The sequence below is a fragment of the Saccharothrix violaceirubra genome, assembly GCF_014203755.1.
GTDB classification, from domain to species: Bacteria; Actinomycetota; Actinomycetes; order Mycobacteriales; family Pseudonocardiaceae; genus Actinosynnema; species Actinosynnema violaceirubrum.
The window spans coordinates 6,196,998-6,222,312 of sequence record NZ_JACHJS010000001.1; the positions used below are offsets into that span (position 1 = coordinate 6,196,998).

At 71.0% G+C, this 25,315-nt stretch carries 26 protein-coding genes and 1 pseudogene; 7 read left to right on the forward strand and 20 right to left on the reverse strand.

Annotated elements, in window-relative coordinates; translation table 11 throughout:
- Positions 1–91: 91 nt before the first annotated feature.
- From F4559_RS35595 to F4559_RS28535, 5 genes are all read right to left on the reverse strand, one after another.
- Positions 92–448, reverse strand: a complete 357-nt coding sequence (locus F4559_RS35595; RefSeq protein WP_184673927.1) for a hypothetical protein — start codon at positions 446–448, stop codon at positions 92–94.
- Positions 445–933: a hypothetical protein gene (locus F4559_RS28520; RefSeq protein WP_184673929.1), complete on the reverse strand. Its 489-nt coding sequence runs from the start codon at positions 931–933 to the stop codon at positions 445–447. The genes F4559_RS35595 and F4559_RS28520 overlap by 4 nt, the downstream gene beginning before the upstream one ends.
- 127 nt (positions 934–1,060) lie before the next feature.
- Positions 1,061–2,674: a methyl-accepting chemotaxis protein gene (locus F4559_RS28525; protein WP_184673931.1), complete on the reverse strand. Its 1,614-nt coding sequence runs from the start codon at positions 2,672–2,674 to the stop codon at positions 1,061–1,063.
- Positions 2,675–2,763: 89 nt separating this feature from the next.
- Positions 2,764–3,444 (reverse strand): permease prefix domain 1-containing protein, encoded by a 681-nt coding sequence (locus F4559_RS28530; protein ID WP_184673933.1) that lies wholly within the window; start codon positions 3,442–3,444, stop codon positions 2,764–2,766.
- Positions 3,426–3,764, reverse strand: a complete 339-nt coding sequence (locus F4559_RS28535) for a PadR family transcriptional regulator (RefSeq protein WP_184673935.1) — start codon at positions 3,762–3,764, stop codon at positions 3,426–3,428. Before F4559_RS28535 ends, F4559_RS28530 begins: the two co-directional genes overlap by 19 nt.
- A gap of 89 nt (positions 3,765–3,853) precedes the next feature.
- Here F4559_RS28535 and F4559_RS28540 point away from each other — a divergent pair, with 89 nt between their 5' ends.
- The 4 genes and pseudogenes from F4559_RS28540 to F4559_RS35600 form a co-directional block, all read left to right on the forward strand.
- Positions 3,854–5,026 carry a cytochrome ubiquinol oxidase subunit I gene (locus tag F4559_RS28540; protein ID WP_184673937.1) on the forward strand — a complete coding sequence of 391 codons (1,173 nt, stop codon included), beginning with the start codon at positions 3,854–3,856 and terminating at the stop codon, positions 5,024–5,026.
- A gap of 9 nt (positions 5,027–5,035) precedes the next feature.
- On the forward strand, positions 5,036–5,890 hold the full coding sequence (locus tag F4559_RS28545; RefSeq protein WP_184673939.1) for a cytochrome d ubiquinol oxidase subunit II: 855 nt from the start codon (positions 5,036–5,038) through the stop codon (positions 5,888–5,890).
- Positions 5,877–7,394, forward strand: a complete 1,518-nt coding sequence (gene cydD / locus F4559_RS28550) for a thiol reductant ABC exporter subunit CydD (RefSeq protein WP_184673940.1) — start codon at positions 5,877–5,879, stop codon at positions 7,392–7,394. Before F4559_RS28545 ends, cydD begins: the two co-directional genes overlap by 14 nt.
- 749 nt (positions 7,395–8,143) lie before the next feature.
- Positions 8,144–8,581, forward strand: a pseudogene (locus F4559_RS35600) (ATP-binding cassette domain-containing protein); the annotation flags it as partial.
- 197 nt (positions 8,582–8,778) lie between these two features.
- Here the strand turns inward: F4559_RS35600 and F4559_RS28560 are convergent.
- Both F4559_RS28560 and folP read right to left on the reverse strand, forming a co-directional pair.
- Entirely contained in the window at positions 8,779–9,681 is a 903-nt protein-coding gene (locus F4559_RS28560; RefSeq protein WP_184673941.1) for a glucosyl-3-phosphoglycerate synthase, read from the reverse strand.
- Positions 9,681–10,541: a dihydropteroate synthase gene (folP, locus tag F4559_RS28565; protein WP_184673942.1), complete on the reverse strand. Its 861-nt coding sequence runs from the start codon at positions 10,539–10,541 to the stop codon at positions 9,681–9,683. The genes F4559_RS28560 and folP overlap by 1 nt, the downstream gene beginning before the upstream one ends.
- 66 nt (positions 10,542–10,607) lie before the next feature.
- On the opposite strand from folP, the gene F4559_RS28570 reads away from it, so the two are divergent.
- A complete protein-coding gene (locus tag F4559_RS28570; protein WP_184673943.1) occupies positions 10,608–10,973 on the forward strand; it encodes a DUF3224 domain-containing protein in 366 nt (121 codons plus the stop codon).
- Between the two features lie 33 nt (positions 10,974–11,006).
- Here F4559_RS28570 and F4559_RS28575 read toward each other — a convergent pair whose 3' ends face one another.
- From F4559_RS28575 to dapE, 3 genes are read right to left on the reverse strand one after another with little or no spacing between them, the layout of a single operon-like run.
- Positions 11,007–11,543, reverse strand: a complete 537-nt coding sequence (locus tag F4559_RS28575; RefSeq protein WP_184673944.1) for an LOG family protein — start codon at positions 11,541–11,543, stop codon at positions 11,007–11,009.
- The gene (locus F4559_RS28580; RefSeq protein WP_184673945.1) at positions 11,543–12,310 is read right to left on the reverse strand and encodes an LOG family protein; all 768 of its coding nucleotides are present in this window, start codon (positions 12,308–12,310) and stop codon (positions 11,543–11,545) included. The genes F4559_RS28575 and F4559_RS28580 overlap by 1 nt, the downstream gene beginning before the upstream one ends.
- 27 nt (positions 12,311–12,337) lie before the next feature.
- Entirely contained in the window at positions 12,338–13,405 is a 1,068-nt protein-coding gene (gene dapE / locus F4559_RS28585) for a succinyl-diaminopimelate desuccinylase (protein ID WP_184673947.1), read from the reverse strand.
- On the opposite strand from dapE, the gene dapD reads away from it, so the two are divergent.
- On the forward strand, positions 13,404–14,402 hold the full coding sequence (gene dapD / locus F4559_RS28590) for a 2,3,4,5-tetrahydropyridine-2,6-dicarboxylate N-succinyltransferase (protein WP_184673949.1): 999 nt from the start codon (positions 13,404–13,406) through the stop codon (positions 14,400–14,402). The genes dapE and dapD overlap by 2 nt on opposite strands.
- Positions 14,403–14,553: 151 nt before the next feature.
- Here dapD and dapC read toward each other — a convergent pair whose 3' ends face one another.
- Together dapC and fdxA are read right to left on the reverse strand one after the other, a co-directional pair.
- Positions 14,554–15,642, reverse strand: coding sequence for a succinyldiaminopimelate transaminase (gene dapC, locus F4559_RS28595; RefSeq protein WP_184673950.1), 1,089 nt, complete (start codon positions 15,640–15,642; stop codon positions 14,554–14,556).
- Entirely contained in the window at positions 15,639–15,965 is a 327-nt protein-coding gene (gene fdxA / locus F4559_RS28600) for a ferredoxin (RefSeq protein ID WP_184673952.1), read from the reverse strand. The genes dapC and fdxA overlap by 4 nt, the downstream gene beginning before the upstream one ends.
- Positions 15,966–16,112: 147 nt before the next feature.
- On the opposite strand from fdxA, the gene F4559_RS28605 reads away from it, so the two are divergent.
- Positions 16,113–16,934, forward strand: coding sequence for a GNAT family N-acetyltransferase (locus F4559_RS28605; protein WP_184673954.1), 822 nt, complete (start codon positions 16,113–16,115; stop codon positions 16,932–16,934).
- Here F4559_RS28605 and F4559_RS28610 read toward each other — a convergent pair.
- The 8 genes from F4559_RS28610 to F4559_RS28645 all read right to left on the reverse strand — a co-directional run bounded on the left by F4559_RS28610 (position 16,898) and on the right by F4559_RS28645 (position 25,058).
- Positions 16,898–17,632 carry a hypothetical protein gene (locus tag F4559_RS28610; RefSeq protein ID WP_184673956.1) on the reverse strand — a complete coding sequence of 245 codons (735 nt, stop codon included), beginning with the start codon at positions 17,630–17,632 and terminating at the stop codon, positions 16,898–16,900. The genes F4559_RS28605 and F4559_RS28610 overlap by 37 nt on opposite strands.
- Position 17,633: 1 nt before the next feature.
- Entirely contained in the window at positions 17,634–18,023 is a 390-nt protein-coding gene (locus F4559_RS28615) for a hypothetical protein (protein ID WP_312865867.1), read from the reverse strand.
- Positions 18,020–18,859: an N-acetyl-1-D-myo-inositol-2-amino-2-deoxy-alpha-D-glucopyranoside deacetylase gene (mshB, locus tag F4559_RS28620; protein WP_184673958.1), complete on the reverse strand. Its 840-nt coding sequence runs from the start codon at positions 18,857–18,859 to the stop codon at positions 18,020–18,022. Before mshB ends, F4559_RS28615 begins: the two co-directional genes overlap by 4 nt.
- 60 nt (positions 18,860–18,919) lie before the next feature.
- Entirely contained in the window at positions 18,920–19,954 is a 1,035-nt protein-coding gene (locus F4559_RS28625; protein WP_184673960.1) for an ABC transporter ATP-binding protein, read from the reverse strand.
- Positions 19,951–21,117 carry an ABC transporter ATP-binding protein gene (locus tag F4559_RS28630; RefSeq protein WP_184676318.1) on the reverse strand — a complete coding sequence of 389 codons (1,167 nt, stop codon included), beginning with the start codon at positions 21,115–21,117 and terminating at the stop codon, positions 19,951–19,953. The genes F4559_RS28625 and F4559_RS28630 overlap by 4 nt, the downstream gene beginning before the upstream one ends.
- A gap of 11 nt (positions 21,118–21,128) precedes the next feature.
- Positions 21,129–22,085, reverse strand: coding sequence for an ABC transporter permease (locus F4559_RS28635; protein WP_184673962.1), 957 nt, complete (start codon positions 22,083–22,085; stop codon positions 21,129–21,131).
- Complete coding sequence (locus F4559_RS28640; protein ID WP_184673964.1) at positions 22,078–23,076, reverse strand: ABC transporter permease; 999 nt, start codon at positions 23,074–23,076, stop codon at positions 22,078–22,080. The genes F4559_RS28635 and F4559_RS28640 overlap by 8 nt, the downstream gene beginning before the upstream one ends.
- A gap of 146 nt (positions 23,077–23,222) precedes the next feature.
- Positions 23,223–25,058 (reverse strand): ABC transporter family substrate-binding protein, encoded by a 1,836-nt coding sequence (locus F4559_RS28645; RefSeq protein WP_312865868.1) that lies wholly within the window; start codon positions 25,056–25,058, stop codon positions 23,223–23,225.
- Between the last annotated feature and the right edge of the window lie 257 nt (positions 25,059–25,315).

Consider the following 25,315-nt stretch of genomic DNA (forward strand, 5'->3'; position numbering starts at 1 on the left):
GTCCGAGGACCCTGCGCCCTTCGAGCACGATCATCAGTACCGGAAAGCCGGCAGGCGATCGAGCTGCGGTCGGTGCCCGCCGAGTGACCGTCTATTCGGTGGCTTTGGGGTGGGCACCTGCGTACTGGACCCATACGGTGTGTTTGTCGGCGTCCAGCAGATACCAGATACGGTCGCCGCCGGTGACTTCGATCTGCCAACGGGGAAGGGTCTTCCCGTTGTGCGTGCCGTGGGCAAGGCTGCCTTTGAGTTGATGGTGGCGGTTGGTCGGCTTGCCCGGACCCGGACCCGGGTCTTCGCGCATGGTGTCCCAGGCTTGGCGCAGGTTGCCCGAGGCTCGGGTTTCGAGGTCCTGCCAACCTTTGATCGCTTCAGTGGTGCAGTAGCGGATGCGCCACTCGTCCCCGATGGCGGGCGGGGCGACCGGATCGCCTTTCTTCGGGCTCACGCGGTGGCCGCTCCTGGTGCGGGGACATCACCGAGGTCGCCGCCGTCCTGCTTGAGGACCGCGAGAAGTCGTGGGTCGGCGTGGACTTCGGCCGTGTGCCGCCACTGGTCGATGAGTTGCGTGACCGGGGCCGGGGTGCCCAGCGAGTCGGCGGCTTCCAGAGTCTCGACGAGTTCGACGACGAATGCCCGCATGTCCTCGCGCGGCAGGAAGCGGACCCAGGGGAAGGCTGTGGGCATCACGTCGGTCACCAGGTCCCGGACGCTCTCGCTGTGCTGCATCAACGCCACGAAGAGGGCCGTGGTGGTCGAGACGACCTCACGGACCTCCCGTGCCCGACCGGCGGTGGTGAGGACAAGGTCCTCCTCGTCACCACGGCGATGTACGAGCAGTGTCCGGCTGGGCGACTCCTGAAGCTTGCGGACGGAGTCGGCCGGCTTGTTCGACAGATCGCTGAAGTTGATCTCTGAGGCAGCCGCGGACATAGTTGCAAGGTACCTTAAAACTGGTCGCGATGCCAGGTCATCGCATCCCTGGCAGCCGAAAAGACCCGCGGAAACACAAAGGGGCGTGAGGTCCGAAGACCTCACGCCCCTGAGCGCAGAACAGGAATCAGTACCGGAAAGCACTGACCAGGTGGTTCAGGTCACTCGACGCCGTGGTCAGGTCGTCCGCCGTCGAACGGGCCTCCCCGGCCGCCGCGCTGGTGGTCTCGGTGCCCTGGGCGACACCCGTGATGCCCTCCGCGATGCGGAGCGCACCCGTGGCCGTCTCCTGGACCGCACGGCTCAGCTCGGCCGTCACCGCGGTCTGCTCCTCGACCGCCGCGGCGATCACGTTCTGCGTGTCGTTGATCGAGCCGACCACCGCGGAGATCTGCCGGATGGCGGCGATGGCGTCGGCGCTTCCGGTGTCGATGGCGCGGATGCGGGACGTGATGTCCTCGGTCGCCGAAGCCGTCTGCTGGGCCAGGGCCTTGACCTCGCCCGCCACGACCGCGAAGCCCTTGCCGGACTCGCCGGCACGTGCGGCCTCGATGGTGGCGTTCAGAGCCAGCAGGTTGGTCTGCTCCGCGATCGAGCTGATCAGCTTCACGACCTCGCCGATCTCGCTGGTCGACGCCACGAGCCTGGTCACGGTGTCGTCCGCGGCGACCACGTCGCGGGCGGCGGCGCCGGCGACCTCGGCGGCACGGCTGGCGTTCTGGGTGATCTCGTCGATGGCGGCGCGCAGTTCCTCGGCGGCGGACGCCATGGCACCGGCCATCCGGGACACCTCCTCGGCCGACGCGCTGGCCTCGCTCGCCCGACCACTGGTGTCGTCGGCGTTCTCGGCGAGCTGCCGGCTCACGCCGCCGAGCTGGGCCGAAGCGCTCGCCACATCGACGGCGCGCTGGGCGACGCGGCCGATCAGTTCCTGCATGCGGGTGGCCAGGGCGTTGAAGCTGCGGGCGACCTCGCCGAGTTCGTCACCGCCCGACGCGTCCAGGCGCCGGGTCAGGTCGCCTTCGGTGATGTCGGACAGGCCGGCACGCAGCGAGGTCAGCGGACGGGTGATCGAGCGCAGCAGCACGATGCCGCAGAACCCGCCGATGAGCAGCGCCGCGACGGCCAGCAGGATCATCACGAGGGTGGCCTGCCCGGACTGCGTGTCGGCGTTCGCGGTCGCGTCGGCCACGGCCTGGTCCACCTCGGCGACCATCTGGTCGACCTGGGCGGCGATCGCGTTGAAGATCTCGATCTCGTCGACGGCGACGAGCTGGTTCGCGGTGGCGACCGAGGCCGGGTCACCCGACCGGTACGCGGCGACGATCTGCTCGTCCAGCTTCATGAACCGGTCGAAGTCCTTGCCGATCTGGTCGACCCGGGCCCGCAGGCCGTCGGTCAGCTCCAGTGCGCCCAGCGCACCCAGTTCGGTCTGGAACGCCTGCGCGGACTTGAGGAACGCTGTGCGCGCGGACGCGCTCTCCTCGGCCGCCCCGGCGATGCCGCGCGCGACGTCGAACGAGTAGGCGGTCTGCCAGCCGTTGAAGTCCGCGGACCGGTACTTGACCTGCATCGCCGTGTTGTCCAGCTGGGACAGCCGGGCGATCTCCTCCGCCGACTGGTGCTGCCCTCGCAGGCCCACCAGCCCGACGGCCGCGACCGTGCCCGTCAGTGCCAGCAGGACGGCGAGCGTCACGCCGATGCGGCGGCCCACCCGCCAACGATTGATGAGCTTGCCCATCCGCTCTGCTCCGCTCGTCGTCACCGATGGTTCCCTTGGGCGGCCCATCGACGGACGGACGGCGCGCATGCGGCCGATAACCGAAATTGTCAGCCGGACGCGAACGAGAAGCAACGACGCGCGAGCACCATCAACCTTCCCAGGACCAGCAAGGACACCAGACTGGCCGAGGTCATGGGCGGGGAGGACATCATCCGTTCGGGGTCCAGGTGCAGGGTGGCGACCATGATGGACACGTTGCAGAACAGCGCCAAGCCGACCATGCCCACCGACACCGATCCGGTCAGCCGCCCGAGTGCCTCGGTCGACGTGCCGCGTCGGGCCAGGTACCGGCTCGCGACCAGGGTGAGCAACGCCGTCGCCGCCGCGATCCAGCCGATCCGATCGTTGATGTGGGCGATCACCCGGTACCAGTCGGGCATGACCCCGCCCGGCAGGGGCGGCCACTCGCCGATCCAGAACACCTGGTTCAGGCCCCAGATCGAGTACATCAGCGGCACGGCGAACAGCATCGCGCGCAACGTCCGCGAGCCCTGTGCCAGTGCGAGCACGGACTGGTAGTCCCGGGCGATCACGTGCGCCGGTCCGAACTCGGCCACGGCCAGCCGTTGTGCCTCGGCCTCGGGCACGCCGCCGGCGCGGTACGCCTCGGCCGCGTCCGCCAGGCTGTCGCGCGCCTCGGCGAGCAGGTCGCCCTTGACCGGGCCGGGTCCGCGCAGCCGCCGGTCGAGGTCGGCCAGGTACCGGTCGATCACGCCCGCGTCGGCCACGGCCCACCTCCGAGCACGCCCTCGATCGCGGTGGTGAACTCGCGCCACGCGGTCCGCTCGGCCGCGAGCGCCTTCTGCCCGGTCCTGGTCAACTTGTACGTGCGCCGTCGCCGACCGCCGACGGTGCTCCAGTCGCTGACCACGAGCCCGGCCGTCTCCAGTCGCCGCAACGCCGGGTAGACGGTGCCGGTGGGCAGGTCGAGCGCGCCGCCGCTGCGGGCCTGCAACGCCTCGATGATCGCGTACCCGTGCAGGGGTCCCCCGTCCAGCACCGCGAGCAGGAGCGCGTCGAGGTGACCGCGCAACGCATCGGACTTCATAGGTAGTCACTCTACCGATGAGAGACCCGGGACACATCGGGGACATCCCCCATTCACATGTTGTCTGACTACATATACCGTGGCTACCCATGGACGCACTCGGTCTCGCCCGGTTGCAGTTCGCGGTCACCACCTCCTTCCACTTCCTGTTCGTGCTGCTGACGCTCGGACTCGTGACGCTGGTGGCGGTGACCCAGACCCGGGCGACAGTGACGAAGAACCCGGTCCAGTGGCGGATGACCCGCTTCTGGGGCCGGCTGTACGTGGTGAACTACGCGCTGGGCATCGCGACCGGCATCGTCATGGAGTTCCAGTTCGGACTGAACTGGTCGGGCCTTGCCGAGGTGGCGGGCGACGTGTTCGGTGCGCCGCTGGCGACCGAGACGCTGGTCGCGTTCTTCCTCGAATCCACGTTCCTGGGCCTGTGGATCTTCGGCTGGGACCGGCTGAACCGGTGGGCCCACCTCGCGCTGATCTGGCTGACCGCCCTCACCGCCTACGCGTCGGTGCTGTGGATCATGGTCGCCAACGGCTTCCTCCAGCACCCCGTCGGGCACGTGGACGACGGCGGCGTCCTGCGCCTGGTCGACTTCGGCGCACTGCTGACCAACCCCACGTTCAGGGTCGCGTTCGCACACGTGTTCTCGGCCGCGCTGACCGTCGGCGGCGTCTTCGTCACCGGCGTCAGCGCCTACCACCTCATCAAGCGCACCAAGGAGAACGAGTTCTTCCGCTCCTCCCTGCGCCTGGGCGTGGTCACGACCGCGCTCGCCACCCCGTTCCTGATCGGCGCGGGCTTCGGCCAGTTCCCGGTGATCGGCGAGTTCCAGCCGGACAAGTCGGCGGCGGCCGGCACCCTCGGCGGCATCGGCCTCGGCCTGATGATCCTGACCGGCTTCACGCTGTTCCTGGCGAGCTGGCTCGGCCTGCCGCTGCTGCTGCGCGACTGGGTCATCCGACTGCGCTTCCCGCTGTACCTGATGGTGCTGTCGATCCCGCTGCCGTTCCTGGCCGCGATCGGCGGGTGGCTCTACCGCGAACTCGGCCGTCAGCCGTGGCTGGTCTACGGCGTACTGCGCACCGAGGACGCGATGTCGCCGGTCTCCGAGAGCGGGATGCTCACGTCCTTCATCGCCTTCACGGCCCTGTTCGCCGTGCTCGCGGTCGCCGACTGGGTGCTGATCGCCCGGCTGGCCCGCCGCGGTCCCGAACCGGTCGACGCGCCCGCGACGCCCGTGTCCCCGCTCGTCCCGGCGCTCTAGGAGGCAGCCGTGCACGCTCTCTGGGTCGTACTCCTCAGTCTGCTCACCGCCGGGTACTTCGCGTTGGCCGGCTTCGACTACGGCGTGGGCCTGCTGGCCCGGTTCGTCGGCCGCGACGAGGCCGAACACCGTCGCGTGCTGCGGGCGATGACGCCGTTCTTCCTCGGCAACGAGGTGTGGCTGATCGCGGCGGCGGGCGTGCTGTTCGGCGCGTTCCCCCGCCTGGAAGGCGAACTGCTGCACGCCCACCACGGCACGGTCGTCGTGCTGCTGTGCGGGCTGGTGGCGTTCACGGCCGCGGTGCAACTGCGCGGCACGGCGCCGCTGTGGGACGTGCCGCTGGTCGGCGGCGCGCTGGCCGTCGCCGCGGGCTGGGGCGTGCTGTTGGGCGACGTGGTCGGCGGCTCGCCGGTGCTGTGGGCGGCCGGGATGGTCGCGCTGTTCACGCTGCACGGTGCCGTGTTCCTCGCGTGGCGGTTGCAGGGTCCGCTGCGCGCCCGCGCGATCCGCTACGCCGGGTGGGCCGCGGTCGCGTCCGGGGTGTTCGTCGTCCTCGCCCTGGCGCTGGGCGCCACCGTCCGCGAACCCGTCCTGGGCGTGCTCGGCGCGGTGGTCGCGGCGGCGGTCCTGATCGGACTGCGGTTCGCGCTGCGGGCCGGCGCGTTCCGGGTCGCGTTCGGGTGCAGCGCGGCGGCGTGCGTGCTGCCGGTGCTCACGGTGTTCGCCGCGCAGGACGTGGTGACGCCCGAGGTGATGGCGCACGCCTCGACGTTGCGCGCGCTGTCGTGGGTGGCGCTCGCGGTGATCCCGGTGGCGTTGGCGTTCCAGGCGTTCACGTGGCGGTTGGCCCGTGCGGCACGCTGACCGCCGCTACGTCCTGGTCCTCGGCCTGCTGGGTGTGCTCACGGCCGCGGTCGTACTCGTGCAGGCCGAGGTCCTGGTCGGCGCGCTGACCGGCGCCCCGGACTGGTGGGCGCTCATCGCCGTCGTCGCCGCACGCGCGCTGGTGGTGACCGGCTCCCGGATCGTCACCCAGCGCGAGGCGGCCACCGTGAAGGCGTTGCTGCGCAAGCGTTTGCTGCGGGACGCGGCGGCGCGGCGCGGCGCCCGTGCGGGCGAGGTCACCACGCTCGTGGTGCGCGGCCTGGACGCGGTCGAGCCGTACTTCGCCGGGTACCTGCCGCAGCTCGTCGTGGCGGTGACCGTGCCGGTCGCGGTGCTGGTCCGGCTGTCGTTCGCGGACCTGGGTTCCGCGTTGCCGATCGTGGCGACGTTGCCGCTGATCCCGGTGTTCGCGGCCCTGGTCGGCAAGCACACCCGCGACCGGACGCGGCGGCAGTGGGACGCGCTGGTCACGCTCGGCGGCCACTTCCTCGACGTGGTGCGCGGGTCGGGCACGCTGCGGATGTTCGGCCGGGCGCGGGCCCAGGCCCGGACCGTGCGGGCCATGGCGGACGCCCACCGCGCCGAGACGATGCGGACGTTGCGCGTGGCGTTCCTGTCCGCGTTGGTCCTCGAACTGGTCGCCACGCTGTCCGTGGCGCTGGTCGCGGTGCCGGTCGGCCTGCGGCTGCTCGACGGCGGCGTGACGCTCCACGTCGCGCTGCTCGTGCTGCTGCTCGCCCCCGAGGCGTACCTGCCGCTGCGCGCGGCCGGTGCGCAGTTCCACGCGAGCGCGGAAGGGCTGGCGGTGTTGGAGAACGCGGTGTCGGAGAACGCGGCTACGCGCCCGGCCGCCGCGACGGCCGCGGGTCGGCCGCCGGACCTGCGCACGGCCGAGATCGTGTTCGACCACGTCACCGTGCACTACCCGGACCGCGACGCGCCCGCCCTGGCCGACTTCGTCCTGCGGGTGCGGCCGGGCGAGCGGATCGCCCTGGTCGGCCCGTCCGGCGCGGGCAAGAGCACCGTGCTCGGCCTGCTGCTCGGCGAGGTGGCGCCGACCTCCGGACGGGTCCTGGTCGACGGCGTCGACCTGCGGGAACTCGACCGGGCGGCGTGGCTGCGGCAGCTCGCGTGGGTACCGCAGCGACCGACCCTGTTCCCCGGCACGGTCGGCGGCAACATCGCGCTCGGCGGTCCCGGCGACGTGCGGGAGGCCGCGTCGGCGGTCGGCGTGGCCCACCTGCTCGACGAGCGCCACCCGCTGTCCTCGGGCGAACGTCAACGCGTCGCCGTGGCCCGCGCGCTGGTCCGCCCCGACGCCCGCCTGCTGCTGCTGGACGAACCGACCGCCCGGCTGGACAACGGCACCGAGGAGACCGTGCTCCGCGCCGCCCGTGAGTGGTCGAGGACGCGGACCGCGCTGCTCGTCGCCCACCGGCCCGCCCTGCTCGACGTCGTGGACCGGATCGTGGAGGTGCGATGAAACGCCTGGTCACCGCCGTACTCGCCGGGGTGGCGGCCGAACTGGCGGGCATCGGCCTGACGGTCACGGCCGTGTGGCTGATCCTGCACGCGGCGCAGCAGCCGCCGTTGGCCTCGCTGACCGTGGCGATCATCGCGGTCCGCACGCTGGCGATCGCGCGCGGCACGCTCCGGTACGCCGAGCGCCTCGCCGGCCACGACGCCGTGCTGCGCTTCCTGGTCGAGGCACGCGGGCGGGTGTACGACGCGCTGGTCCGCCGTCCCGTGCCCGGCGGCGACGCGCTGACCCGCCTGGTGTCCGATGTGGACGCTCTCCAGGACGTCGTGCTGCGCTGCCTGCTGCCCGCCGCCGTCGCCGCGGCGGTCGGCCTGGCGGCACTGATCGCGACGGGTTTCGCGCTGCCGCTCGTGATCGGCCTGGCCGGCTGCGGCGCGCTCCTGCCGTTCGCCGCCTACCGGTGGTCGACCACCCGGCTGCGCGACCTCGCGCCCGTGCGGGCCGACCTGGCACAGCGGACCGTGACGCTGCTGGACGGCGCGGCCGAGCTGACCGCGTTCGCCGCGCTGGACCGTGAACTCGACGCCACCGGCGAGGTCGTGGACACCTTGGCGCGCAAGGAGAAGCTCGGCTCCCTGGGCACGGCCGCGCTGGGCGGTCTGGCGGTCGTCGTGCAGTTCGGCACGGCCGTCTTCCTGCTGTGGCAGGGCGAACCGGGTCACGTCGTACTCGGCGCCGTCGCCGTGCTGGAGATGACGATCCCGCTCACCGCCGCCGCACACCGGTTCGCCGAGGTGCGGGGTTCACTGGACCGCCTCCGCGAAACCCTTGCGGCCCAAGCGGAAACGCCAGTAACCGTCCCCCTTCCGCCAGGGCGCCGGACCGCGATCGTCGGCCGCAGCGGCGCGGGCAAGACCACGCTGCTGGACGCGATCGCCGCCGCACACCCGGGCGTGGCGAAAGGCGCGTTGGCCGACTCGCACGTGTTCCACGCGACCGTGCGCGCCAACGTCGTGTTCGCCGCACCCGACGCCACCGACGCGGACCTGGACCGTGTCGCCCGGACGGTCGACCTCGACGTGCCGTGGGACACCGTCGTCGGCGAGCACGGCACCGCGTTGTCCGGCGGCCAACGCCAACGGCTCGTGCTGGCCCGCGCGCTGCTCGCCGACCCGGACGTGCTGCTGCTCGACGAACCCGTGGAGGGCTTGGCCGTCGACCACGGCGACGAGGTGCTCGCCCGCGTCCTCGACGCCGCCCGCGACCGGGTCGTCCTGGTCACGCACCGCCTCGCGCCGCTGGTCGACTTCGACGAGATCCTCGTGGTGGAGGACGGCGTGGTGACCCGACGCGGCACGCACGCCGAGCTGCTGGCCGTGCCGGGCCACTACCGGGACCGCTGGCACACCGAGCGCAGCGGCGGCCGGTCGGCCACGAGCACGTCCACCGGATCGGGCACCCACTCCCCCGCCACCGGCACGAACCGGGTCAGCGTGTCGGACGTCGTCGGCACGCCGCAGCGCCGCAGCACCGTGCCGACGACCTGACGCGCCATCGGCCCAAGATCGTGCAACGACCGGTTGCGATGCCGCCGCACCCCCAGGTTGACCTGCGCGATCCCCGCCAATCCGTACCGGTCGCAGGCGTCGAGCAGCAGCCCGACCTCCACCCCGTACCCGGCCGCGAACGGCACCGACTCGAAGAACTCGCGCGTACCCGCGTACTCGCCGCCCAGCGGCTGCACGACACCGGCCAACTCCGGCCGCAACGCGTTGAGCAGCGGCCGGGCCGCCAGCTCGGTCACCCGCCCGCCGCCCGCCGCCGCCTCGTGCAACGGCCGCCGGTAGAAACCCTTCACCAGGTGCACGCCGGACGTCGACAGCAGCGGCCCGAGCAGCGCCGGCACGAACCCCGGATCGGGGTCGACCAGGTCGGAGTCCAGGAACACCACGAGATCGCCGGAGGTGGCGGCCAGCGACCGCCACAGCACCTCGCCCTTGCCCGGCCACGGCGGCAGGTCGGCCAGCACGTCGGTGCGCCGCACGACCCGCGCGCCGGCCTCCCGCGCCACCCGCACGGTGTCGTCCCGCGAACCGGAGTCGACCACCACCAGCTCGTCGACCAGACCGCCGACCAACGGCAGCACGGCGGCCACGACGGCACCGACCGTGCGTTCCTCGTCGAGCGCGGGCAGCACGACGCTGACCGCACGACCGCCCTTGGCCCGCACCAGCTCCTCGACCGTCCACTCAGGACTCTGCCAGGTCCGCGCGGCGAACCAGTCGCGCATCAGGCCAGCGCCCGCGACACCCGCGCCGGTGGCCGGGTGCCCGCGATGCCGGCCACCATCTCCACCACGTGGCGGGTCCGCCTGACCTGGTGCGCCCGGAACACCTTCGCCCCCGCCAGCGCGGCCACGGCCGTGGCGGCGAGCGTGCCGTCCACCCGCTCGTCCACCTCGGCACCCAGCGTCTCGCCCACGAAATCCTTGTTGGACAACGCCATCAGCACCGGCCACCCGGTGTCGACCAGTTCGTCCAACCGGCGCAGCAGTTCGAGCCCGTGCCAGGTGTTCTTGCCGAAGTCGTGCGTCGGGTCGATCAGCACACCGGCACGCGGCACGCCCAGGGCGACCATGCGCTCGGCGCGGTCGACCAGCTCGGACACCACGGACGCGACGACGTCGGCGTACCGCACCCGGTGCGGATCGGTCCGCGGCGGCAGACCCCCGGTGTGCGAGCAGACGATGCCCACCCCGAACTCCGCCGCCACCTCGGCCAGCCGGGGATCGGCACCCGCCCACGTGTCGTTGATCAGGTCGGCACCCGCCTCGCACACCGCGCGCCCGACCTCGTGCCGCCAGGTGTCGACGCTGATCACCAGCGACGGGTGCCGTTCCCGCACGGCGGCCACGAACGGCACGACCCGGCGGGTCTCCTCGGCGGCGTCCACGACCTCGCCCTTGGACCCGGCCTTCACGCCGCCGATGTCCACGATGTCGGCGCCCTCGGCGACGACCCGGTCCACCGCCGCCATCGCCGCGTCGTCGGCGAAGGTGGCCCCCCGGTCGTAGAAGGAGTCCCGGGTGCGGTTGACGATCGCCATCACCAGGGCACGGTCACCGACCACGTCACGCACACCGAACCTCATCGGGCCATCGTGCCACGGTGCGTGATCCTGACCGCGGCTGTCAGGTACGGGTGTGAGGATGCGGGCGTGGAAGCCGAATTCGACATCACGCGCTGGGAAGAGACCGTGCTCGACGCGACCGAGCCGCCGATCGGGCGGGTCGGCGTCGGCAAGACCTACACCGGGGTGCTGGCGGGCACCAGCACCGGCGAGCTGACCACGTGCCAGGCCGGCGATGCGGGCGCCGGGTACGTGGGCACCGAGCGGTTCACCGGCACGTTCGACGGGCGCACCGGGACGGTCGTGTTCCAGCACGGCGCGACCATGTCGCCCGCCGGGCCCGTCCAGTTCGGCCACGTCGTGCCCGGCTCGGGTACCGACGGACTGGCCGGGCTGACCGGGAGCGTCCGCCTGGACCACGGCCGGATCACGCTCGACCTGCGGTTCGGGTGACGGAGTGGGCGCCCGCGCGGCGCCCACCTCCCTTCAGGCGCAGGCGTCCAGCGCGGTGGTGACGTCGTCGGTCACGACCAGCCGGTCCAGCGCGTACCCGGACACGAACCCGCGCGAGCGCAACTCGTCCAACCAGTCCAGCAGTCCCCGGTAGTGCCCGTCGACGTCGAGCAGGACCACCGGTTTGTCGTGCATGTCCAGCACTCGGCCGGTCCAGATCTCGAACAGCTCCTCGCACGTCCCGATGCCGCCGGGCAGGGCCAGGAACGCGTCCCCGTGCGCCTCCATCAGGGCCTTGCGGTCCCGCATCGTGTCCACGAGCAGCAGGTCGTCGGCCTCCCTGTCGGCCCACTCCCGGTCGACCAGGGACCGCGGGATCACCCCGACGGTCCGGGCGCCCCCGTCCCGGGCGGCCTGGGCCACGCACCCCATCATCGAGGTCCGCCCGCCACCCCAGGCCAGCGACCAACCCCGTGCGGCGATCTCCGCGCCGACCCTCGTGGCCAGGTCCAGGTACGACCGCGGCACGCCGGTGCGGGACCCGCAGTAGACGGTGACCGTCCGGCTCATCAGTGCGCGTCACCCCACGCCTTGTGCGACTCGTCCACCACGCGCACCGCGTCGTCGATGTCGTCGGTCAGGTGCAGCAGCGCCAGGTCCTTCTCGCCGACCTTGCCGCTGGCCAACGCCGAGTTCTTCACCCAGTCGTACAGCCCCTGCCAGTAGGAGCGGCCGAACAGCACGACCGGGAACTTCGTCACCTTCTTGGTCTGCACCAGGGTGAGCGCCTCGAACAACTCGTCGAGCGTGCCGAACCCGCCGGGCAGGCAGATGAACGCCTGGGAGTACTTGATGAACATGGTCTTGCGCACGAAGAAATAGCGGAAGTTGACGCCCAGGTCGACCCACGGGTTGAGCCCCTGTTCGAAGGGCAATTCGATACCGAGTCCGACGGAGAATCCACCGGCCTCCGAACACCCCCTGTTGACCGCCTCCATCGCGCCGGGACCACCGCCGGTGATCACCGCGTACCCGGCGGCGGCCAGCGCGCCGCCGAGCCCGCGGCCCAGCTCGTACTCGGGGTGGTCGCGCTGCGTCCGGGCCGACCCGAACACCGTCACCGCGCTCGGGACCTCGGCCAACGCCCCGAAACCCTCGACGAACTCGGCCTGGATGCGCAGGACCCGCCACGGGTCGGTGTGCACCCAGTCGCTCGGCCCGCGTGAATCCAGCAGGCGCTGGTCGGTGGTGGTCAGTTCCTCCCGGCGCTGCCGGCGCAGGACCACGGGACCACGCTGCTTTTCTTTGGGGTGCTCGTCAACACCGTTGTCGCTCATTGCCGGGATTCTAGGCGCGGAACGGTCCTATTCGCCGCCGAGAAAGCGCGCCAACACGTCGCGGCAGTGGCGGATCTGCTCGACCGGCACGTGTTCCTGCTTCGTGTGCGCGAGCGAGGGGTCGCCCGGACCGAAGTTCACGGCCGGCAGCCCGAGCGCGGCGAACCGGGCCACGTCGGTCCACCCCAGCTTGGCGACGGGCGCGGCACCCGAGGCCGCGACCAGCTCCCGGGCTGCCGGTGCGGACAGGCCGGGCAGCGCGCCGGGCGACAGGTCCGTGACGGTCACCTCGTACCCGGCGAACAGCTCGCGCAGGTACTTCTCGGCGTCCGCGCCCGACTTGTCCGGCGCGAACCGGTGGTTGACGGTCAGCACGGCCTCGTCCGGCACGACGTTGCCCGCGACCCCGCCGGTGATCTTCACGGCCTGGAGGCCCTCGCGGTACGTGCAGCCGTCGATCTCCACGATCCTCGACTCGTACGCGCCCAACGTGGCCAGCGCGTCGCCCAACGCGTGGATGGCGTTGCGGCCCATCCACCCGCGCGCGGTGTGCGCCCGTTCGCCGACGGCCCGCACCTCGACCCGGATCGTGCCCTGGCAGCCGGCCTCGATCACGCCCTGCGACGCCTCGCACACGATCGCCAGGTCGCCGCGCAGCCACTCGGGCAGCTCGCGCTCGACGCGGCCCAGGCCGTTGCGCGACGCCTCGATCTCCTCGCAGTCGTAGAAGACGAACGTCAGGTCGTGCCGGGGCGCGGTGACGGTGGCGGCCACGTTGAGCATGACCGCGTCACCGCCCTTCATGTCGACGCTGCCGCAGCCGTGCAGGATGCCGTCCGCCAGCCGGGACGGCAGGTTGTCGTTGATCGGCACGGTGTCCAGGTGGCCCGCGAGCACGACCCGTGACGGCAGGCCCAGGTTCGTCCGCGCCAACACCACGTTGCCGGTTCGCACGACCTCCAGCCCGGTCTGCTCGCGCAACGCCCGCTCGACCAGGTCCGCGATGTGCTTCTCGTCGCCGGAGACGCTGGGCGTGTCCACGAGCGCGATGGTCAGCTCGACGGGATCGGCGGCGAGGTCCAGGGTGTCGGCCATGGGCCGCACGTTACCGTTGGTGTCCGTGAGCACCGAAAACACCTCCGGCGCGTACGGCGTCGGCCTCGCCACTGTCACCCCGTCGGGCACCGTGCTCGACACCTGGTTCCCGGCTCCGGCGCTGGGTGCGACCGACGCGGGCACGGTCCGGCTGTCCGCCGCCGAGATCGCCGCGGAACTCGGCGAGGACGCCGCCAAGCTGCTCGGCGTCGACGCCGAGCGCGACGTCGAGGTCGTCGGTGTCCGGGTCGGGATCGCCGACCTGTCGACCGCGCCCGCCGACACCTACGACGTGTACCTGCGCCTGCACCTGCTCTCGCACCGCCTGGTGCGCCCGCACGGCCAGAACCTCGACGGCGTCTTCGGCCTGCTCGCCAACGTCGTGTGGACCAACCACGGCCCGTGCGCGGTGGACGGGTTCGAGCGGACCCGGCTGCGGCTGCGGTCACGCGGTGCGGTGACCGTGTACGGCATCGACAAGTTCCCGCGCATGGTCGACTACGTGGTGCCGACCGGCGTGCGCGTCGCAGACGCCGACCGGGTCCGGCTGGGTGCGCACCTGGCGTCCGGCACGACCGTGATGCACGAGGGGTTCGTGAACTTCAACGCGGGCACACTCGGCTCGTCCATGGTCGAGGGCCGGATCTCGGCGGGCGTCGTGGTGGGCGACGGCTCGGACGTCGGCGGCGGCGCGTCGATCATGGGCACGCTGTCCGGCGGCGGCAAGCAGGTGATCAGCATCGGCGAGCGCGCCCTGATCGGCGCGAACGGCGGCGTCGGCATCTCGCTCGGCGACGACACCGTGGTCGAGGCGGGCCTCTACGTCACCGCCGGCACCAAGATCACGACGCCGGACGGCGACGTGGTGAAGGGCGCGCAGCTCTCGGGCGTGTCGAACCTGCTGTTCTTCCGCGACTCGACCACCGGCGTGGTCCGGGTGCGCCCGCGCCAGGGCACAGGCATCGAGCTGAACGCCGCCCTGCACGCGAACGACTGACGGACGAGGACCGGCGGCCACCCAGGCCGCCGGTCCCGCGAGTCCTCCACTCAGGCACCCTGAAATACGCACTCGGACACTCTGAAATGCGCACTCAGGCACCCGGACCACACGCTCGGACCCCCGCGATGTCGGCCTGACGCGACCGTTCTCAGCCCGCCAGCCGCTCGACCGCCGCCGCGATCCGCTCGTCGGTCGCGGTCAACGCGATCCGCACGTGCCGGCCACCGGTCGGCCCGTAGAACGTGCCCGGCGCGGCCAGGATGCCCCGGGCCGCCAGCCACGCCACGGTGTCCCACGCGTCCTCGCCCCGGGTCGCCCACAGGTAGAGCCCGGCCTCGGAGTGGTCGACCCGGAAACCGGCACCGGTCAGCGCGGGCAGCAGCACGTCCCGCCGGGCGCGGTAGCGCTCCCGCTGCACGGCCACGTGCTCGTCGTCGTCCAGTGCCGCGATCATCGCCGCCTGCACCGGCCGGGGCACGATCATGCCCGCGTGCTTGCGGGTCTGCACCAGGTCCCCGACGATCCGGCCGTCGCCCGCGACGAACGCGGCCCGGTAGCCGGCCAGGCTGGAGGACTTGCTCAGCGAGTGCACGGCCAGCAGACCCGTCAGGTCGCCGCCGCTCACGTCGTCGCGCAGCACGGACGCGGGCTCGCCCGTCCACGGCAGCGCCAGGTAGCACTCGTCCGAGGCCACCACGGCACCGACCGCACGGGCCGCCGCGACGGCCTTGGCCAGCGCGTCGGCGTCGAGCACCCGGCCGGTGGGGTTGGACGGCGAGTTCAGCCACACCAGACGCGTGCCCGGCGGCGGCGCTTCGCCGTCCTCCAGTCGCACGGTCGTCGCGCCCGCGAGCGTCGCGCCGACCTCGTAGGTCGGGTACGCCAACGCCGGGATCGCCACCACGTCGCCCGGCCCGATGCCGAGCAACGTCGGCAGCCACGCGACGAGTTCCTTGGAGCCGATCGTGGGCATCACGGCCGCCGGGTCGCAGTCCGGGGTCCCGAACCGCCTGGTCAGCGCGGCGACCACGGCGTCCCGGAGTGCGGGGGTGCCGTGCACGGTCGGGTAGCCGGGCACCTCAGCGACGCTCGCCAAAGCCCGCTGGACGATCTCCGGGACCGGGTCGACGGGTGTGCCGACGGAGAGGTCGACCACGCCACCGGGGTGCGCGCGCGCCGTGGCGGCGTGGTCGGTCAGGCTGTCCCAGGGGAAATCCGGGAGGGTCCGCGACGTCACTCGTGCGACGCCTGCGGGGGGAGCGCCTTGACGAAGGCGGGGTCGGCCGACACCTTGCCCACCTTGGACGCGCCGCCCGGGGAGCCGAGGTCGTCGAAGAAGTCCACGTTCGCCTTCGTGTACTCCTTCCACTCGTCCGGCACGTCGTCCTCGTAGTAGATGGCCTCAACCGGGCACACCGGCTCACAGGCACCGCAGTCGACGCACTCGTCGGGGTGGATGTAGAGCATCCGGTCGCCTTCGTAGATGCAGTCGACGGGGCACTCTTCGATGCACGCCTTGTCGAGTACGTCCACGCACGGCTGGGCGATCACATAGGTCACTGCGCTCTCCTGCTCTGGTCATGGTCCACACCGCGCAAGCCGGAGAGTACGCGGCCGGCTCGATTGTCCAACGCCCAGGTTCGCCTTATCTGCTGCGTGCGGCACGTCACAGGGGCTCCGGACGGCGTCCCGGGCGACGATCCCGGCATGGACGAATTCACCGAAATGGAGGAACTCTGCGCCGACGCGTGGCCCGCGCCGGTGGAGCTGCGGCTGGGTTCGTGGCGGTTGCGCGCGGCGGACGGCTTCACCGGCCGGGCCAACAGCGCGTTGACGCTGGGCGACCCGGGCCGGCCGGTGGACGAGGCGCTCGCCGAGGTCATCGCGTTCGCGACCGCACACGGCATCCGGCCGGCCGCGCACGTGGTGGTCGGGTCGGCGCACGAGGCGGCGATCGCCGGGGCGGGGTGGCGCGTCGACGAGGATCACCCCGGCGGGGCCGAGTCGGCGGTGCTGACGGCGTCGCCACGCACCTTCGCCACCCCGAAGACCCCGAACGCGGCGGTGTACCCGCATCCGCCGACGGCGTGGTGGGCGTTGACCGCCGACGCGGAACCCACGGCGGCGCAACGGTTCGTGCTCGGCGGTGGGCGGACCGCGGACCACAAAGCGACTCCCGACCGTCCGCCCGGCACCGGCCGCGGGCCCGCCTCCCACCGGGCGTGCGAGGTCGGCTTCGGCGTCGTCCGGCGCGACGACACCGTCGTGGCGGCGGCACGTGCGGCGGTGGTCGGCGACCTCCTCCACGTGGCACGCCTGGCGGTACGCCCCGAGGCCCGCCGCGGCGGTCTGGCCCGCTCGCTCATGGGCGCGCTCGGCGTCTGGGGTTGCGAGCGGGGCGCGACCCGGTGCGCTTTGCAGGTGGCCACCGGCAACACGGCGGCCCTCGGCCTCTACGCGGCGCTGGGGTTCACCGAGCACCACCGCTATCGCTACTGGGTGGCGGACTCCGCGGCGAACCACGCGTAGGCGGCCGACCGGACGCGCTTGAGGGCCGACCGCTCGCCGAAGTAGTCGCCGACCACCCCGACCACGGGCAGCATCCCGAGTGCCTGGTGGTAGAAGCGGCCCCGCGGTCGCTTGTCCAGCTCGCCCTCCAACGCCCACAGGACGCGGGCGAGCTTCCACAGCGTGCGGCCGATGCCCTTGATCGTGGACCGGCCCTTCAGGTCGGCGGTGAGGTCCTCGGTCCGCCGGTCCTCGTCCGCCTCGACCGGCGTGGGGTCGACGTCGCGGTGGAACAGCACGTGCGCGAGCAGCCGGACCCGGTCCTCGGTGGACGTGAACCCGTGCTCGCCGGCCAGCGCCGACAGCAGCAGTCCCTGGCCGGCCGTGCCGAGGGTCGACTGGAGGGGCAGCCGGTCGGCGAGCGCGCCGCCGATGCCGGGCAGCGCCGCGATCAACGAGACGACGTGCCCCACGCGGTCGAGCCAGAAGTCGTCGCGGGCGGTCACGTCGGCCTCGGCCCACGCCCGCGTGCCGGGCACGGTCACCCGCGCCAGCCGGTCCCAGACCCGCTCCAGCCGCGTGCGGTCGGCCCCTTCCTCCACCGTGCGGTCGCGCAGGCCGAGCAGGTCCACGTCGCGCAGGGTGTCGAGCAGCGGCCCGGTGGCGCGGACGAAGGGCCGCAGGGCGCGGACGACGTCGCGATCGGTGATCGCCGGCACGTCAGCGCTCGCGGACCTGGCGGCCCATGAAGGCGCCGACCGAGATCGCGGCGGGCAGCGCGCCGGCGCCGAACAGCAGCAGGGTGCGCAGGTCGCCGAGCAGCAGCACGTCGCCGCCCGGCCCGAACAGGCCCAGCACGATCAGCGTGCCGAGCCACACCAGCAGCGGGGACAGCGCGCCCAGGGTGGTGGTGGCGTACCGGGCCGCCATCGTGACCAGGAACGGCGTCGTGCCGGCCGCGAGCAGGATCACCACCGGGAACGGCCAGTCGTGGAACTCGGGCAGCAGCGTGCCGTCCAGCCGCAACGGGAGGAAGAACAGCTCCAGCGTGGCGAGGACGACGGCCTGCACGTGCACGACCGCCAGGGCGAACCGGTCGCGCAGGCTCAATCCAGGCCCCCGAACAGGTCGGTCTCCGCGCCCTCGGCACGACCCCTGGCCAGCACGTAGTGCTCGGCGCGCAGGACGGGCTGGGCGATCGAGTTGGACAGCGAGTACGCCGCGTCCGTGCCGTCCTGCCACACGCCGACCTGCGTCGAGTGCGCGCGCAACGCCCGCAGCTTGGCCACGACCTGGTCCGAGATGTCGATCGTGGTGGTGATCGTGTCGTCGGGGACGGCGGGCAGCTCGCCCGGCTCGGGCAGCCGCCACGGCAGCTCGGGCAGCTCGGCCAGGCCCCGGACGCCCTCGTCCAGCGCGCCGCGCGCGGTGACCGTGTGGAACACCCGGTCGACGTCGTTGGACGCGGCGGCCGTGGTGATCTCGTGCGCCCGGACGTGGTCGGGGTGGCCGTAGCCGCCGAACGCGTCGTAGGTGACCACGACCTGGGGCTTCACCGAGGCGATGACCTCGGACAACGCCTCGACCTGGGCGTCGAACGAGCCGCGCGCGAACGCGCGGGGGTGGTCGTTGGCGGCGACGCCGGCCATGCCCGAGTCGCGCCAGCGGCCGATGCCGCCGAGGAAGCGGTGGTCGGTCACGCCGAGCGCGGCGCAGGCCGAGCGCAGTTCGGCGACCCGGTACCCGCCGAGCTGGTCGGCGGCGTCGGCGGCGAGTTCGCGCAGCGCGGGCGGGATGATCTCGCCTTCCTCGCCCAGCGTGCACGTGACGACGGTGACGTGGACCCCGGTGGCCGCGTAGTGGGCGATCGTGCCGCCGGTCCACAGGCTTTCGTCGTCCGGATGCGCGTGTACCAGCAGCAACCGGGGTGGTGCGGTGAGCGTCACCGGATCAGCGTAGAGACCCGGTCGGGACCACCGTGGACCGGTGGCCCCGACCGACGTCGGTCAGCCGACGAGCATCGGGCGGACCTCGGCGAAGTGGCACGCCGAAGCCGTGCCCGAGCCGTCGCCGCGGCGTTCGAGCTTGGGCTCCTCGACCCGGCAGATGTCCTGCACCTTCCAGCAACGGGTGCGGAACCGGCAGCCCGACGGCGGGTTCACCGGCGACGGCACGTCACCGGTGAGCACGATCCGCTGGCGACGGCGCTCCAGCTTGGGGTCGGGCACCGGCACCGCGGACAGCAGGGCCTGCGTGTACGGGTGCATCGGCCGGTTGTAGATGTCCTCGCGGGCGCCGATCTCGACGATCTTGCCCAGGTACATCACCGCCACCCGGTCCGAGATGTGCCGGACCACGGACAGGTCGTGCGCCACGAACAGGTACGCCAGGCCCAGCCGCTCCTGGAGTTCCTCCAGCAGGTTCACCACGCCCGCCTGGACGGACACGTCCAGCGCGGACACCGGCTCGTCGAGCACGATGAGCTTCGGGTTGAGCGCGAGCGCGCGGGCGATGCCGATGCGCTGGCGCTGACCGCCGGAGAACTCGTGCGCGTACCGGTTGCGGTGCTCCGGGTTGAGGCCGACCAGCTCCATCAGCTCGTTGACCCGGTGCTGCACGTCCTTGCCGTTGCCGCCCTCCACGCCGTGGATGCGGAACGGCTCGGAGATCAGCTCGTTGATCTGCCAGCGCGGGTTGAGCGACGCGTACGGGTCCTGGAACACGATCTGCATGTCCCGGCGGACGCCGCGCAGTGCCCGGCTGCCGATCTTGGTCAGCTCCCGGCCCTCGAACTTGACCGAGCCCGAGGTCGGCTTGTGGAGCTGGAGGATCGCCCGGCCGGAGGTGGACTTGCCGCAGCCCGACTCGCCGACCAGGCCCAGGGTCTCGCCCCGGTCGAGGTCGAACGAGATGTCGGAGACCGCCTGCACCTGTCCCACGGTGCGCGGGATGATGCCGCCGCCCCGCACGGGGAACGACTTCACCAGGTTCCGGACCTGGAGCAGGGGCGCACCGCCCCGGGTGTTCTGCACGGTGCTCATGAGGTCGGGCTCTCCTCTTCGTACCGGCGCTGCGCGTCGGCGAGGTCCTCGACGACGGGCAAGCCCGGGTTGGCCATCGTGAGCGCGGCGGGGTTCTCGACCGTGCCGATCTCGTCGTGCGCGAACAGCCGCTGCGGGTTGGGGATCGTCGCCAGGTGGGCGGACCGGTGGCAGCGGGCGAAGTGGCCCCGCCGGTCGGTCTCCAGCAGCGCGGGCTCGGTGGTGCGGCACTCGTCGACGGCCAGCGGGCAGCGTGGCGAGAACGCGCAGCCCGCGGGCAGGTTCATCAGCGAGGGCGGCGCACCCGAGATCGGGGTGAGCCGCTTGCCCAGCATGTTGGGGTTGGGGATCGAGCCGAGCAGGCCGACCGTGTACGGCATGCGCTGGGCCTCGAAGACCTCGTCGACCGAGCCCTGCTCGACGACCGTGCCGCCGTACATGACCTGGACGCGGTCGACCATGCCCGCGACCACGCCGAGGTCGTGCGTGATGATCATGATGCCCGAGCCCGTGTTGTCCCGGATGCGCAGCAGCGTGTCCAGGATCTGGGCCTGCACGGTCACGTCGAGGGCCGTGGTCGGCTCGTCGGCGATGACCACGTCCGGGTCGTTGATGATCGACATGGCGATCATCACGCGCTGCCGCATGCCGCCGGAGAACTCGTGCGGGTACTGGGCCGCGCGCCGGTCCGGCTGCGGGATGCCGACGAGTTCCAGGGCCTCGACCGCCTTCGCCCACGCGGCCTTCTTGGACACGTCGTGGTGCGCCCGGTACGCCTCGGAGAGCTGCCAGCCCACCGTGTAGACCGGGTTCAGCGAGGTCATCGGGTCCTGGAAGATCATCGCGACGCTGTTGCCGCGGATCGGCTGCATCCGCTTGTAGTCCAGGCCCACGAGTTCGCGGTCCTTGAACTTGATCGAGCCGCCGATCCGGGCGGTCTTGGGCAGCAGACCCATGATCGCCATCGAGGACACCGACTTGCCCGAGCCGGACTCGCCGACGATGCCGAGGACCTCGCCGCGGCCGAGCGTGAACGACACGTCGCGCACGGCGTGCACGGTGCCGTCGTCGGTCGGGAAGTCCACGGACAGGTTCTCGACCGTCAGCAGCTTCTCGTCGGTCCGGTGGCGGCCGATGTCGACCGCCGCGAACGAGGTGGTCATGTCGAAGTCGTTCACGCCTTCACCCTCTTCTGCCGCGGGTCGAAGGCGTCCCGGAGGCCGTCACCGATGAAGTTCACCGACAGCGAGATCAACACGATGAGGGTGAACGGGATGAAGAACAACCACGGGTGCAGCTGCAACTCGTTCTTGTTCTGGTTGATCATCAGGCCGAGCGATGTGTCCGGAGTCTGCACGCCCAGACCGATGAACGACAACGCGGCTTCCAGCAGGACCGCCTGCGCCACCGCGAGCGTCGCGTTGACGATGATCACGTCGATCGTGTTCGGCAGGATGTGCCGGAACACGATCCGGCCGGTCGAGGCGCCCAGCGCACGGGCCGCCTCGACGAACTCCTTCTCGCGCAACGACAGCACCATGCCGCGGATGACGCGGGCGATGGACAGCCAGCTGATCAGGCCGAGGTACAGCGCGACGATGATCCAGTTGCTGTTGTTGCTGCCGTTCACGCCGACCGCGAAGCTGTTGCGCGCCAGCACGGCCGCGATGACGAACGACGGGATGACCAGGATCAGGTCGATGAACCGGCTGATCAGCGTGTCGACCCAGCCGCGCAGGTAGCCGGCGAGCGCGCCGAGCACGACGCCGATGAGCGTGGACAGGAACGCCACGATCATCGCGATCTGCAAGGAGAACTGCGTGCCCCGGATGGTCTGGGCGACCATGTCGCCGCCGAGCCGGTCGGTGCCGAACGGGTGCTGGCCGCTGGGCGGCTTGTACCGGCCCAGGCTCAGCTCGCTGAAGCTGTACTTCCAGAACAGGCCGCCGAAGAAGGCGAACAGCACGAGCACCACGAAGATGATCACACCGGCGACGGCCGCGCGGTGCCGCAGGAAGCGGCGCAGGATGACCTGCCACTGCTTGCGCGCCTGGGTGGAGTCGAACTGGCTGATCGCCTCGGCCGATGCCGGCGTGGGCGCCTGCGCCACGGGGGAACCGATCTCAGTCAAGGCGAATCCTCGGGTCAAGGAAGGCGTACAGGATGTCCGCGATCAGGTTGAACGCGATGATGAAGACGGCCGTCACCATCATGAAGCCCAGCACCTGGTACAGCTCCAGGCCGTTGATCGCGTCGATGATGAACTTGCCCATGCCGGACCAGCCGAACACGGTCTCGGTGATCACCGCGCCGCTGAACTGGAGACCGATGTTGAGCGAGGACACCGTGACGATCGGGATCAGCGCGTTGCGGAACGCGTGCTTGAAGATCGCACGTCCCTGCGAGATGCCCTTGGCCTGCGCCGTGCGCACGTAGTCGGAGTTGAGCGTGTCCAACATGGACGCGCGCTGGAACCGGCTGTAGAGCGCGAACTGGATGACCACGAGGCAGATCGTCGGCAGCAGGTAGGCGCCGGTGTACTGGTACACCTGCTCGCCGAAACTGCCCTTGAACCCGTCGCCGGGTGGTCCGGCCGTGGTGATCCAGCGGTCCGCGCCTATGGATTCGAGCCAGTCGTTCAGCGAGATGCCGCCCTGCTTGATGATCAGCGCGACGCAGAACAGCGGCATCGAGAACATGGTGAACGATATTCCGGTCGCCACGTAGTCGAAGAGTGAGTACTGTCGGACCGCGCCGATCACCCCGACCGCCATGCCGAGCGCGAGGGCGACGAACTCGGCGATCAGGATCAACCGGAGGGTGACGCCGAAGGCCCGGAGCACGTCCTCCTTGACCGGCTTGCCGGCGTGGCCGGGCGCGATGCTCTTGCCCCAGTCGCCCTTGGCGAAGTTGACGGCCCAGTCCCCGTAGCGCTCGAGGAAGGGCTTGTTGTAGCCGGTCCGCTCATAAGCCTGGGCGATCTCGGCCGGTGTCCGGGGCTTCTGGAGCTTCCACTCGCCCAGGGGATCGCCCATGGCGGCGGTGAGCGCGAAGCACAGGAACGAGGCGACGATCAGCAGCGGGATCGAGATCAGCAGTCGTCGAATGATGTAACGAAACATGACAAGGTCTCTAGTCTCCCTAGGCGTGCCCGCTGCGGGCGGGCAGCACCTATCGGACGCGGACACCGTACGGGGGGCCGGTGCTTGTGGCACCGGCCCCCCGGCCGGATGGGTCAGTTAAAGCCGCGAGCTAACCAGAGCCCGTCTTACTTCTTCTTCTGCCACGCGTAGAGGTTCCACGTGATGCCGCCACCGACGCCGATGTAGGAGATCGGGCTGTAGTCGGCCGAGGACGCCGCGAAGTCGGGGAGCTGGAACAGCGGAACGCTGTGCAGGTCCTCGCGCATGATCTTGTCGACGTCGTTCATCTCGGTGACGCGCTTCTGGTAGTCGAGCTGACCGTTGGCCGCCGCCCACTTCTCCGTCATCGCGGCGGAGTCGTAGTTGTTGTAGTTGGCGTTGCCGCCCTTGGCCTTCTGGGCGTAGTTGCCGTACGCGCCGGCCTTCAGCGGCTGGCCGACCCACGCGAACAGCGCAGCGTCGAACTCGCTGGCCGGGAGGCGCTTGTCGTTGAAGTCGGCCGCCTGGTCGTCGAGGATCTCGATGCCGGCCTGCTTGCACTTGTCCTGCAGGATGCGCACGGTGTCGGCACGACGCTGGACGATCTTGTGGCCCAGCTTGAACGACGCCTTGAACTCACCCTTGGTGTAGATGCCGTCGGGGCCCTGCTTCCAGCCGGCGCCTTCGAGGGTCTTCTTGGCCGCCGCGACGTCAGCCTTGCCGACGTCACCGTAGTGGTCCTCGTAGCCGACCTCGTTGGGCATGAAGGTCAGGCTGCCCAGCGGCTTGGCGTTCGGGTCGACGTCCTTGACCAGGTTGTCGACCAGCGACTCGCGGTCGAAGCACTGCGCGACCGCCAGGCGCAGCTCCTTGTTCTGCTTGAACAGGGGGCGGGCCATGTTGAAGTCGATGTGCTCGAAGGTCTGGCCACCGGCCGCGTAGACCTTGAACGCGCTGTCGCCACGAAGCTGCTGGGCCACGGAACCGTCGGCCTGCGGCGCGATCGCCACGACCTCCTTGTTCTGCAGCTGCTGCGCCGCGGACTGGGCGTCGGTGTTGGTCTTGATGATCACGCGGGCCGGACCGCCCGGGTTGCCCCAGTACTTGTCGTTGCGGACGAGGACCGTCTGGTCCTGCGTGTCCGACGACTCGATCTTGTAGGGGCCGCCGGAGAGCGCGACCGCCGCGTCGAAGCCCAGCCAGCCGGTCGTGTAGAACTCGGCGACCTTCTTGACCGTCTCGTCGTTCTGGTCGACGGTCACCTTGGTGATGTCGGAGACGCCGGTCTTCTGCTCGAGCACGTGCGCCGGCAGGATGCCGTCGCTACCGGGCTGGGAGAACATGCCCCGGTAGTCGGCGAAGGTCTTGTCCTTCTTGAAGGTCGTGGTGATCGTCTTGTCGTTGTCCGAGCACTCGACCTTCTCGACGTCCTCGTAGCCGGTCGGCGACGAGTCGAACAGCGAAGCCTCGCTGCCGTCCTCGCCCTTGACCTTGGCCTTGCTCGCGCCGGCGAGCCAACGCAGGTAGAAGTCGTCGCAGTCGATCGGCTGGCCGTCGGACCAGACGGCGGCCTTGTTGACCTTCCACTCGATGACCTGCGGCGAGGTGGAGGTGACCTTGATCGAGTCCATGAGGTCGCCGTCGACCTTGATGACGACCTTGCCGTCGGACGACAGGTCGACGATGAACGGCGAGGGCGAGACGTTGGACAGCGCGATGACGCTGGAGAAGTTGTTCGTCGCGCCGATGTAGTTGTTGTAGTTGTGGAAGCCCTCTTCCACGGCGATGGCGATCTCGCCGATGTCATCGACCTTGGGCCGCTTCAGCAGCTCGTCCTGACCGCCGATCTTGCCGGGGTCCGCGTTCTGCTGGCCGCCCTGGTCACCCTCGCCGGCTCCACCGCCGCCGCAGGCGCTGAGCAACAGCGCCGTGGACGTCACCAGCGCGAGCGCCGAGACAACTTTTGATCTCCTGATCGACACGTGCCCTCCTAGCACCGGGTTGGAACGACTGTTTGAGTCGACTTCCACCCATAACCGAGATGTGCCAAACGCGCCCCGAACCGACACACCGTTGCAGCACGATAAGAAGAGCCCAACCGAAAGGTCACGGCCCGAGCGGCGATCGTAACCAAAGGGTGACACGTTGGTAGCAGCATGCTACTCCGTCGTTACCGGGCGGGAGCGTTCGTTAACCGGACGACGAGAATACTGTCAAAATCATAGTCCGAACACACCCC

Excerpts from the sequence above, each read along its gene's own strand:
- F4559_RS28520 (WP_184673929.1), bottom strand. The coding sequence starts at position 933 with ATGTCCGCGGCTGCCTCAGAGATCAACTTCAGCGATCTGTCGAACAAG.
- F4559_RS28525 (WP_184673931.1), bottom strand. The coding sequence starts at position 2,674 with ATGGGCAAGCTCATCAATCGTTGGCGGGTGGGCCGCCGCATCGGCGTG.
- F4559_RS28535 (WP_184673935.1), bottom strand. The coding sequence starts at position 3,764 with ATGAAGTCCGATGCGTTGCGCGGTCACCTCGACGCGCTCCTGCTCGCG.
- F4559_RS28540 (WP_184673937.1), top strand. The coding sequence starts at position 3,854 with ATGGACGCACTCGGTCTCGCCCGGTTGCAGTTCGCGGTCACCACCTCC.
- F4559_RS28560 (WP_184673941.1), bottom strand. The coding sequence starts at position 9,681 with ATGCGCGACTGGTTCGCCGCGCGGACCTGGCAGAGTCCTGAGTGGACG.
- folP (WP_184673942.1), bottom strand. The coding sequence starts at position 10,541 with ATGAGGTTCGGTGTGCGTGACGTGGTCGGTGACCGTGCCCTGGTGATG.
- F4559_RS28575 (WP_184673944.1), bottom strand. The coding sequence starts at position 11,543 with ATGAGCCGGACGGTCACCGTCTACTGCGGGTCCCGCACCGGCGTGCCG.
- F4559_RS28580 (WP_184673945.1), bottom strand. The coding sequence starts at position 12,310 with ATGAGCGACAACGGTGTTGACGAGCACCCCAAAGAAAAGCAGCGTGGT.
- dapD (WP_184673949.1), top strand. The coding sequence starts at position 13,404 with ATGGGCCGCACGTTACCGTTGGTGTCCGTGAGCACCGAAAACACCTCC.
- dapE (WP_184673947.1), bottom strand. The coding sequence starts at position 13,405 with ATGGCCGACACCCTGGACCTCGCCGCCGATCCCGTCGAGCTGACCATC.
- F4559_RS28605 (WP_184673954.1), top strand. The coding sequence starts at position 16,113 with ATGGACGAATTCACCGAAATGGAGGAACTCTGCGCCGACGCGTGGCCC.
- F4559_RS28625 (WP_184673960.1), bottom strand. The coding sequence starts at position 19,954 with ATGAGCACCGTGCAGAACACCCGGGGCGGTGCGCCCCTGCTCCAGGTC.
- F4559_RS28630 (WP_184676318.1), bottom strand. The coding sequence starts at position 21,117 with ATGACCACCTCGTTCGCGGCGGTCGACATCGGCCGCCACCGGACCGAC.
- F4559_RS28640 (WP_184673964.1), bottom strand. The coding sequence starts at position 23,076 with ATGTTTCGTTACATCATTCGACGACTGCTGATCTCGATCCCGCTGCTG.